General features: G+C 72.3%; 12 protein-coding genes. 4 read left to right on the top strand and 8 right to left on the bottom strand.

Translation table 11 applies throughout. The features are described 5' to 3' along the window. Positions 1–75 precede the first annotated feature (75 nt). The gene (locus DEJ05_RS09155; RefSeq protein WP_258370571.1) at positions 76–447 is read left to right on the top strand and encodes a tRNA-dihydrouridine synthase; all 372 of its coding nucleotides are present in this window, start codon (positions 76–78) and stop codon (positions 445–447) included. Continuing rightward, positions 447–1,751: a glutathionylspermidine synthase family protein gene (locus tag DEJ05_RS09150; RefSeq protein ID WP_111030207.1), complete on the top strand. Its 1,305-nt coding sequence runs from the start codon at positions 447–449 to the stop codon at positions 1,749–1,751. Before DEJ05_RS09155 ends, DEJ05_RS09150 begins: the two co-directional genes overlap by 1 nt. Positions 1,752–1,757: 6 nt before the next feature. Here DEJ05_RS09150 and arr read toward each other — a convergent pair whose 3' ends face one another. The 6 genes from arr to DEJ05_RS09120 form a co-directional block, all read right to left on the bottom strand. After that, complete coding sequence (gene arr, locus DEJ05_RS09145) at positions 1,758–2,180, bottom strand: NAD(+)--rifampin ADP-ribosyltransferase (RefSeq protein WP_071244431.1); 423 nt, start codon at positions 2,178–2,180, stop codon at positions 1,758–1,760. Between the two features lie 20 nt (positions 2,181–2,200). After that, a complete protein-coding gene (locus DEJ05_RS09140; protein WP_111030205.1) occupies positions 2,201–2,593 on the bottom strand; it encodes a hypothetical protein in 393 nt (130 codons plus the stop codon). Further along, on the bottom strand, positions 2,590–3,162 hold the full coding sequence (locus tag DEJ05_RS09135; RefSeq protein ID WP_111022959.1) for a TetR/AcrR family transcriptional regulator: 573 nt from the start codon (positions 3,160–3,162) through the stop codon (positions 2,590–2,592). Before DEJ05_RS09135 ends, DEJ05_RS09140 begins: the two co-directional genes overlap by 4 nt. Next, positions 3,155–4,003: an alpha/beta fold hydrolase gene (locus DEJ05_RS09130; RefSeq protein ID WP_111030204.1), complete on the bottom strand. Its 849-nt coding sequence runs from the start codon at positions 4,001–4,003 to the stop codon at positions 3,155–3,157. The genes DEJ05_RS09135 and DEJ05_RS09130 overlap by 8 nt, the downstream gene beginning before the upstream one ends. A gap of 73 nt (positions 4,004–4,076) precedes the next feature. After that, entirely contained in the window at positions 4,077–4,919 is an 843-nt protein-coding gene (locus DEJ05_RS09125; protein WP_111030203.1) for an SDR family NAD(P)-dependent oxidoreductase, read from the bottom strand. Between the two features lie 87 nt (positions 4,920–5,006). After that, positions 5,007–5,564 carry a cyclophilin-like fold protein gene (locus tag DEJ05_RS09120; RefSeq protein ID WP_181433109.1) on the bottom strand — a complete coding sequence of 186 codons (558 nt, stop codon included), beginning with the start codon at positions 5,562–5,564 and terminating at the stop codon, positions 5,007–5,009. Between the two features lie 125 nt (positions 5,565–5,689). On the opposite strand from DEJ05_RS09120, the gene DEJ05_RS09115 reads away from it, so the two are divergent. Further along, positions 5,690–6,889, top strand: coding sequence for an MFS transporter (locus DEJ05_RS09115; protein ID WP_258370570.1), 1,200 nt, complete (start codon positions 5,690–5,692; stop codon positions 6,887–6,889). 41 nt (positions 6,890–6,930) lie between these two features. Continuing rightward, positions 6,931–7,506: a GrpB family protein gene (locus DEJ05_RS09110; protein ID WP_111030201.1), complete on the top strand. Its 576-nt coding sequence runs from the start codon at positions 6,931–6,933 to the stop codon at positions 7,504–7,506. A gap of 24 nt (positions 7,507–7,530) precedes the next feature. Here the strand turns inward: DEJ05_RS09110 and DEJ05_RS09105 are convergent, their stop codons facing one another. Both DEJ05_RS09105 and DEJ05_RS09100 read right to left on the bottom strand, forming a co-directional pair. After that, a complete protein-coding gene (locus tag DEJ05_RS09105; protein ID WP_111030200.1) occupies positions 7,531–8,481 on the bottom strand; it encodes a nuclear transport factor 2 family protein in 951 nt (316 codons plus the stop codon). 240 nt (positions 8,482–8,721) lie between these two features. Further along, positions 8,722–9,192, bottom strand: coding sequence for a MarR family winged helix-turn-helix transcriptional regulator (locus DEJ05_RS09100; protein ID WP_111030199.1), 471 nt, complete (start codon positions 9,190–9,192; stop codon positions 8,722–8,724). Positions 9,193–9,227: the final 35 nt, after the last annotated feature.

The raw sequence follows: 9,227 nt of genomic DNA, 5'->3' as shown, positions 1-9,227 counted from the left end.
CGCCAGACGATCGTCTGCGCTGGTCGAGGTGCCGACGCGGACACCGGTCCATGGGGAGCGGTACTGTTCCCCTTCGTGAGTGTTCGTCGCCGAGCTTCCCGTGTCGTCTCCATCGGGGTGGTCGCAGCCCTGGCAGCGTCGTTGACCGGGTGTGGCGAGGGAGCCGGCGTCGACAGCGACTACGCGAAGATCTGCCGCGACAACGCGACCGAGAAGCGGTTGCCGGACGACGACTGCAACAACCACGGCGGGCACGCCGGCTGGTACTTCCTGCCGCTCTTCGCCAACCGTGCCACGAGGGTCCCCGGCGTGGGGGACGCGGTCTCCGGCGGCACGAGCGCCCTGCCCGCCGGGAAGACCGCGAAGGCCGGCCTCTCGTCCGGTGGGAGCTCCGTCACCAAGGGCGGCTTCGGCGGAGCCGGCGGTCACGGTGGGTTCGGCGGCTGATGGAGCGCATCGAGTTCCCCGAGCGTCCGGACTGGCGGCGCCGGATCCAGCAGACCGGGTTGATCTACTCGCGGTCCGTCCGCGACGACGGCACGCCCGTCGAGTACTGGAACGACACCGCCGCGTACGTCTTCACGCTGCCGGAGGTCGAGGCGCTCGAGCGGCAGACCGAGGAACTGCACCGGATGTGCCTCGAAGCCGCCCGGTACCTCGCCACCGGCGCCCTCGGCACGCTGGGCCTGACGCGAGCCGGGTTCGACCTCGCCTCGTGGTCGCTCGAGCACGATGAGCCCGACTTGTACGCGCGGTTCGACCTGGCGTACGCCGGAGACGGTTCACCCGCCAAGATGCTCGAGTACAACGGGGACACCCCGACCGGGTTGATCGAGGCATCGGTCACGCAGTGGCACTGGATGCAGGACCGGCTCACCACCGGCGAACTGTCCGCCGAGACCGACCAGTGGAACGGCATCCACGAGGCGATGGTGGCGCGCTGGCGGACACTGCTGCACGAATCCCTGCGCGCCGAGGACGGTGGCCGACTGTTCGTGGCGCACTCCGACCTCGACACGGCGGGCGAGGACTGGGACACCGTGGCCTACATGCGCGACCTGGCGGGGGAGGCCGGGTGGGAGCACACCGGCATCGAGATGAAGGACATCGGCTGGCACCCGACGGCCCGCCAGTTCGTCGGCGACCAGGAGCCGGCCGGTTCATCGCGGAGCGTGTTCACGCTGCCCGGGGACGAGCCGGGGACCCAGTACCCGGTGATCCGCAACCTCTTCAAGCTGTACCCGTGGGAGGACCTCGTCTCCGGGGACGACCGGGCGCAGGGCGACGAGGAGTTCGGCGCCTTCCTGGTCAGCGACCGCGGGCGGCTCGGCCGCTGGTACGAGCCGGCGTGGAAGATGTTCCTGTCGAACAAGCTGCTGCTCGTCGCGCTCTGGCGATTGTTCCCTGGCCACCCGAACCTGCTGCCGGCCTTCGCGGACGGTCCGAACGGCATGCGCGACTTCGTCGTGAAGCCCGTGTTCGGGCGCGAGGGCGACGGCATCGCGGTGCACCGAGCCGACGGTTCGGTCACGACGAACGGTCGCGAGTACCGGCGCCCCGGCACCGGGGCCGAACGGGTGTGGCAGCAGTACCACGAGCTCCCGGACTTCCCGGGGTCGAACGGACACAACCACCCGGTGCTCGGGTCGTGGGTCGTGGGCGGCGAGTCCTTCGGAGTCGGCATCCGCGAGTCCGACGGGCCGATCACGGACTACTGGTGCCGGTTCGCCCCGAACATCATCGCGGCCTGACGTCGGTCAGTTGACGATCTCGCCGCGTTCCTCGGGCGGGAGCGCGACGAGTCGTTCGCGCCACTGGCGCAACGCCTCCGGGGTGAGCCGTGTCCACCCGGTCTCCTCGCCGACCACACGGAGCGGGAGGGCACTGCGGTACGACCGGGTCGGGTTGCCGGGGAACTTCTTGTCGGTCACGTTCGGGTCGTCCTCGAACGGACCGGTCGGCTCGACGCGGTACACACGCGGCTCACGATCGCCGGGCACGAGCTCGGCCGCGAGTTCGGCCGCGAGCCCGGCTCCGTCGCGGGTCGCCGTGAAGTACACGTGGTTCATCACGACGTCGGGGCGGTAGTTCGAGCGGAAACCGGGGGAGAGGAACTCCCCGGGTCGCAGGGCCGCCACGGTGCCGTGCCAGAACGGACCGGTCTCGTCTGCTGCTGCCATGGCGTCAGCCTACGAACGGCTCAGCGCCCGCGTCCGACCAGCGCGCGCCACCGCGGCTGTTCCGAGACGACGACGGCGACGCACAGCGCGGTGACGACGATCGCGACCGCCGTCGGCCACAGGACCCAGGCTGCAGCGACGGCCCCGACGAGGTGCGCGAGGACCGACGCGATGGTGACCGCTCCCGGTGCCGCGACCGGCGGATCGCCTCCGGGGCGGTCACCCGGGGTCCCGAACACCGCCGGCGGCACGACGAGGACCAGGACGGCGGTGATCGCGAGCACCGGCGAGTGGGGCCAGAGCGCCCACGGCACGCCCACCCACGCGACGAGCTCCGCCAGGAACCGGAGGCCGCCACGGAGCGGGTCGTGACCGACGGGCCTCGGCGGGCGCGCCGCCGTGGTGACGGTCACCGTGTCGTCGCGGCACGGAAGCCGCGATCCAGGAAGTCGACCATCCACGCTGCACTCGCATCGACGTCGGTGTCCATCTGGAACCCGCCGGACGCCTCGATCGTGGCGAACCCGTGCAGGACGCTGCGGAGCACCCGGAGCGCGTGGACCTCGTCGGCCGGGTCGAGCGGGTAGTCGCGGAGCGCCGCGGCGAAGGACGCCAGGGTGCGGCCGAGTGCGACCGCCAGGGGGTCATCGGCACCGGTCGGCCGGACGCCGACGGCTGCCTGGTACCGCGCCGGGTGCTCCTGGACGCTCCGGCGCACGGTCTGCACCGCCGCCTCGAGCGCACTCCGACCGCTGCGCCCCTGCATGGCGTCGCGGAGCGCGTCACCGAGCTCGTTCGCGCCGAGGATCGCGATCCTGCGGGTGAGGTCGCCGAGTCCGTCGACGTGCTTGTACAGCGACGGTGCCTTCACCCCGAGGCGGTCGGCGACGAGGCTCATGCTCAGCTGGGCCAGACCGATCTCGTCGGCCAGCGTCGCCGCGGCCTCGGTGACGGTCGCCGGGTCGAGCCCCGCCCTAGGCAACGGGACCTGCGACGGGCAGCGTGCGGGCGAGGAACGGCAGCAGCAGGGCGAGGAGCGCCGCCGGCGTCTCGGTGTGGGGGTAATGGCCGGCGCCGTCGATCACGGCGAGTTCGCCGAGGCCGTCCGGCAGGTCGGCGAGGATCCGCTCGCCCTCGGCGCGGGGCACGGCCCAGTCCGGATCGGCGCTGCCCTCGACGACCAGCACGGGGCACCGGACGGCACCCAGCTGCTCGCCGGCGTCGGCGGGCGACGTGCGGGTCATGGCGCGGAGGGCCGCCATCCGCTCCGGTCGCCGCAGGGTCGTCTCGATCCGGCTGCGCTCCGTCGCCCAGTCGGAGGGCTTGGCGGGGACCGCGATGTCGAGGTACGCGAGCCAGCCGGGCAGGCTGCCGCTCGTCATGACCCGCGCGAGCTGGACGGTGCCGGCGCGGTGTCGGCGGTTGCGCAGGAGTCCGCCCACGTCGACGGACTGCTTGCGCGTGAACGGCGCCAGCTCGACGATGCCCGCGAGCAGGTCCGGTGCGGTCGCCGCGGCGATCGTCGCCGCGCCCCCGCTGATGGACTGCCCGACGACCACGGCCGGGCCACCGAGGTGGCGGGCCACGGCGACGAGGTCACGTGCGATGTCGGTGCGCTGGTAGCCGTCCCACCCGGTGCTCGAGTCGCCGCAGCCGCGGAGGTCGACGTTCGCCACCCGGTAGCCGGCCGCGACGAGCTCCGGTACGACGAAACGGTAGGAGTGCCGGCTGTCGCCCATGCCGTGGGCGAGGACCACGAGCGGCCCTGTTCCGGAGAGGTCGTAGGCGATCGTGCCGCCCTCGGTGTCCAGGTGTTCGAGCATGACGTGGCTCCTTCGGCTACGGGTAGTAACTCAAAGGCTAATACCCGTAGCCGACGGTGGCAAGGGGCAGTCGTCACACATCCAGGTTGAGCGTCGTCGACAGCTCGGGGAACGCCTGCGCCTGCTCGACGAGCTGTTGTCCCTTCTGCACGATCCCCGCCACGCTGTCCGCGCCGGCGGCGAACCGCAGCGGCGGCTCGGGCATCGCGATCAGCGTCAGCAGCACCTGCGCGAGCTTCGCGGGGTCGCCGGACTGGTTGCCCCGCATGCCGCGGAAGAACTCCTTCGACCCGGCCGAGAGCGGGGCGTAGTCGTCGATCGCGACGTCGCCCCAGAAGGTCGAGTCGCCCTCGGCCAGCAGGTCGGTGCGGAAGAAGCCGGGCTCGACCACGGTGGTGTGGATGCCGAAGGGCGCCACCTCGTCGTGCAGGGCCTCCATCCAGCCCTCGAGCGCGAACTTCGACGCCGAGTAGGCGCTCCCGCCGGCGCCGGCGACGATGCCAGCGGTGGAGCTGATGCTGACGACGTGCCCGGAGCGCTGCCGTCGCATGACCGGGAGCACCGCACGCGTCACCGCGAGCGCTCCGAAGAAGTTCGTCTCCATCTGCGCGCGGAACTGCTCGGTCGAGATCTCCTCGAAGTACCCGGCCTGGAAGCTCCCGGCGTTGTTCACCAGGACGTCGACGCCGCCGAAGCGGTGGGTCGCGGCGTCGACTGCTGCTCGGACCGACTCGGGGTCGGTCACGTCGAGCGCGACGGCGAGCAGGCGCTCGTGGTCGCCGAGGACGGCGCGGACCCGCTCGGGGTCGCGTCCGGTCGCCACGACCCGGTGCCCGGCGTCGAGGGCGGTCCGGGCGAAGTCGGTGCCCATCCCGCGGGTCGTGCCGGTGATGAGGAAGGTGCTGGTTCCGGTCATGGGGTGTGGTTCCTGTTCGGTGGAAGGGACGCGAGGCGAGGCAGGGACGCGAGGCGAGGCAGGGACGCGGGAAGGGGCGGACGCCCGTCAGCCGCGCACTCGGATGGTGGCGGCGCCGGACGGCAGGTCGCGCACCGCTCCGAAGTCGTCGACGGTGCCGATCGGCACGATCCCCGGGAAGCTGCCGACGTCCGTGTAGTACAGGACGATCGACTGGTCGGGCACGTAGTACGCGATGGTGCCCGCCGGCGCATCGCTCGTACTCGGGGCGCCGGTGGTGTCGAGCGGCGCGGGGAGCCGGGCGATCTGCTCCTGCCCGCCGTAGTCGGCGAAGGTCAGCGTCGCCGGCAGCCGGGCGGCCAGCGCGCGCGCCGTCGCGCTGTCCGTCAACCGGCCGGTCAGGGTCTCGCCGTCGAGCTCGATGGTGATGTGCACGGGGTCGGCCTCCGTCGGGGTGGTGATCGTGGGAGCTGCAGTCGCAGTCGCGGCCGCCGATGCCGGCGCCGACGCAGGCGGCTCCGCGCGGTCGACGCCGCTGCACCCGGCGAGCGCCCCCACCACCAGCGCGACGACCGGAGCCAGCGCGAGCGGGCCCAGCGCGAGGTGCGGACCCGCGGCGGGACGGCGTCTGGTGCGGACGGGCATCGGGGCTCCCTCTGTTCGTGGACACCACCATCGAAGCCCCACCACCACCCGCCCAGTGAGGCTCCGGCGAAACGGGGTCCAGCCGAACCTCCCTGTCCGCCGGACCATGCCCCTACCGTCGGTCCGTGACCACGACGACCTCCGACCTCCCCACGACCGACCGGGCCAGCGACGGCCGACTGCCCTGGTTCCCGCTCGCCCTGCTCGCCGCGATCGGGTTCCTCCTGGTCGCCATGGAGACGATGCCGGCCGGGCTGCTGCCCGCGATCGCCGATGGCATGGGCACGAGCGAGGGCACGGTCGGCCTGTTCGTCAGCGCGTGCGCGATGGGGACGGTCATCGCCACGGTCCCGGCGATCGCCCTGACCCGCGGGTTCCGCCGCAAGCCGCTCATCGTCGCCGCCATCGCCGTGCTCCTCGTCGCGAACACCCTGACCGCGTTCGCGCCGAACGTCGCGGTCGCGCTGGTCACCCGGTTCGTCGCCGGCGCGATGTCGGGGACGATCTGGGGCATGTTCGCCACCTACGCCCGGCGGATCAGCCCGGCCCGCTTCGCCGGGGTGTCGCTCGCGATCGTCTCGACGGGCGCGCCGGTGGGGTTCGCGCTGGGCACCCCGCTCGGGTCCTTCATCGGCAACGCCCTGGGCTGGCGGTCGTCGTTCATCGGGCTGAGCCTGGTCGGCGTGGTGGTCCTGGCGCTGATCGCGCTGTTCGTGCCGGATGCCCCGGGGCAGACGAGCGCCGCGAAGATGTCCGTCGTGCAGGTGTTCCGGATCCGCGGCATCGCGGTCATCCTCGCGGTGATCGCGACGTGGATGGTGGCGCACAACACGATCTACACGTACATCTCACCGTACCTGCGGGCGACCGGTACCGACCTGAGCGCCGGGCTGGTGCTGCTGGTCTACGGGATCGCCGCGATCCTCGGCGTCGTCGTGACGGGCGCGCTGCTCGACCGGCACCCCCGACCCCTGCTGCACGGCAGCGTCGGCCTGTTCGTCCTGGCCGGGGTGGTGCTGCTCGTCGGCCACACGTCGCCGGTCGCGGTCCTGGTGGCCGCGGGCCTGTGGGGCATCGGCTTCGGCGGTTCCTCCACGCAGCTGCAGGCCGCCCTGACGACCGCCGGCGGCGAGGACGCCGACGTCGCGAGCGCGTTCCTGCCGGTCGCGTTCAACATCGCGATCTTCGCGGCCGGCCTGTTCGGCGCCGCGCTGCTGACGGCCTCCGACGGGCTGGTGCTCGCCGTGGTCATGATCGTGTTCGGGGCGGTCGCGGCGCTCCTCACCGTCATCGGCCGCGGATCGGCGTTCCCCGCGAAGCTCTGACGCGATCGACGACGGCGACCACGGGCTGCGATCATGTCCGGGTGCAGCACGACGAGGACCACCCCCGCCCGGACGTCACGACCGTCGAGATCATCGGCGGCCCGGAGCCGGTCACCGTGACCCTGCACCCCGCCGACAGCGGGTGGGCTGCGGTCTTCGCGGACCACCGGCGACGCATCCTGGAGGCCCTCCCCGGTTCCGGCGCGGACGCTCCGGTCGTCGAGCACATCGGCTCCACGGCCGTCCCCGGCCTGGCAGCGAAACCCATCGTCGACATCGTGGTCGTCGTCGCCGACATCACCGCCGAGGCCACGTACCTCGACCAGCTCCTCGCCGCCGGGTACGAGCTGCGCGTCCGCGAGCCGGGCCACCGCCTGGTCCGGACGCCGGCCCGCGACGTCCACGTGCACGTCTACGAGCGGGGTGCGACGGCGGTCGACGAGTACCTGCTCCTCCGTGACCACCTGCGCGCCGACGCCGACGACCGGGCGCTGTACGAACGGACGAAGCGGGAGCTGCTCGACCGGAGCTGGGACGACATGAACGCTTACGCCGAGGCGAAGACGGCCGTCATCACCGCGATCAAGGAGCGGGCACGACGGAGCCGCGCGTCCTGAGACGCGCGGCTCCGGGGTCGAGCCTCAGCTCGTCGGGACGACGTCCCAGTGCTCGCGGATCAGGTTGTGGTCGACCCGGAACAGGTCGGCCGCGCCGAACGGTGCGTCGGCCTTCGCTCCGACCGGCTTCGAGAACGTCCACACCAGGTCGCCGTCGGCGAGCGAGATGACAGACTCCTGCTTCGGCAGGCTCTGCGCGGCGCTGCCGGCGAAGAACTGCTTGAGCGCGGCCGTGCCGTTCGCGGCGACCGAGTTGTGCTGCAGGTACGCCGGGTCGAACTTCTCGTCGAGGACGGACACGTCGTGGTCGCGGAACAGCCGGTTGTACGCGGTCACGGCGAGCACCCGGTTGTGCTCCTCCTGCCGCTCGGTCAGGTGACGGTCACGCTTCGCGGCCGGGTACAGGTCGCTGAACATGCTGTTCGTGTTGCCGCTGGCCGGGGTCCCCGTCGGCACCGTCTGACGGAGTGCCCACCACTCGCTGATGCGCCCGTCGCGCATGCGGAACAGGTCGACGGCGGCGTCACCGGTGCGTTCGTCCTTCGGCTTCGCGGTGATCTGCCAGTGCACGGCCACCAGGTCCGCGTCACCGGCGATGTGCTTGATCACGGCGTGGGCGCCGGGCACCCGGGAGCGGTCGGCGGTGAACTCGGCGAGCAACGCGGACGGACCCGAGGCGCTCGTCGCACCGTGCGCGACGGCACCGGTCGCGACGGCGGTCCGCGCAGCCGCTCGGGCCTTCGCGGACGCGGGGGACCGGAACGCGCACCGGAACAGGTGCCGGACCGTGGCCTCGTTGCGCTGCTCGGCGCGACGGTCGAGCCGCGAGACCGCCGTGCCACCCGAGGTCGTCCGCGCCGCACGGTTCACCGTGTGGTGCGAGGAGGTGGAGGTGTCGGAGGTGGAGGTGTGGAGGGGTGCCGCCACGGCCGGACCGGCCACGAGCGACACGGCGATGGCGACCGGAGCTGCCACCGCACACGCCTTGGCGATGATGGGGAGAAGTGATGTCGTCTGCACGGCAGAACGATGGAACCGGTCCCTGGGGGCCGCCGTGCGCCCTGGAGCCGCCGCGCGCTGCGACCGTGACCGGCTTCTCAGTCCCGGTGCGCGCCTCCAGGGTGGCCTGTGCACGCGCTGCCAGGGTGACCCGTTCCCGCTGGTGATCGACGGTCCGGACCTGTGGGACGGCTCACGCGCACTGTCAGCCGATCCCTACGCTCCGGGCTCCTCGATGGCCAGACGGAGCTCGGCGAGCACGGGCAGCGCGGCGCGCAGCGCGTCGACCCCGTCCGGGCCCAGGCGTTCGAGCGCGCCGACCAGGACGTGCTCGGCCGAGGCGTCGTAGACCCGGAGCCGCTCGGACGCGAGCTCGGTCAGGGCGATCTCGGTGCTGCGGCCGTCGCCGGTGGCGAGCCGCCGGTGGACGAGCCCGCCGCGTTCCATCGCGGTCACGAGGTTGCTGACCGTGGAGCGGGCGAGGCCGAGGGACCGGCCGAGCGCCGTCGGCGTGAGCCATCCGGCCTCGTCGAGTCGTCGCAGGACCTCGATCTGGGCGTCAGGCAGTTCCGGCAGTGCACCGTCACGGCGTGATGCGTTCAGCAGGGTGCGGCGGAACGGGCCGACCTGGTCGCTGAGCCGCCGGGCGATGTCCCGGAGTCCTGCGGTGTCGTGCTCGCTGCCCATGTCCTCAGCTTAGGTCCTCGAAAAAGGTTTGGAAC

The organism is Curtobacterium sp. MCLR17_045, assembly GCF_003234405.1.
GTDB lineage: Bacteria > Actinomycetota > Actinomycetes > Actinomycetales > Microbacteriaceae > Curtobacterium > Curtobacterium flaccumfaciens.
The sequence above is the reverse complement of the archived record's forward strand: the minus strand, read 5'-3'. Positions and strand labels throughout refer to the sequence as shown.

Excerpts from the sequence above, each read along its gene's own strand:
- DEJ05_RS09150 (WP_111030207.1), top strand. The coding sequence starts at position 447 with ATGGAGCGCATCGAGTTCCCCGAGCGTCCGGACTGGCGGCGCCGGATC.
- arr (WP_071244431.1), bottom strand. The coding sequence starts at position 2,180 with ATGGCAGCAGCAGACGAGACCGGTCCGTTCTGGCACGGCACCGTGGCG.
- DEJ05_RS09130 (WP_111030204.1), bottom strand. The coding sequence starts at position 4,003 with ATGCTCGAACACCTGGACACCGAGGGCGGCACGATCGCCTACGACCTC.
- DEJ05_RS09125 (WP_111030203.1), bottom strand. The coding sequence starts at position 4,919 with ATGACCGGAACCAGCACCTTCCTCATCACCGGCACGACCCGCGGGATG.
- DEJ05_RS09120 (WP_181433109.1), bottom strand. The coding sequence starts at position 5,564 with ATGCCCGTCCGCACCAGACGCCGTCCCGCCGCGGGTCCGCACCTCGCG.
- DEJ05_RS09100 (WP_111030199.1), bottom strand. The coding sequence starts at position 9,192 with ATGGGCAGCGAGCACGACACCGCAGGACTCCGGGACATCGCCCGGCGG.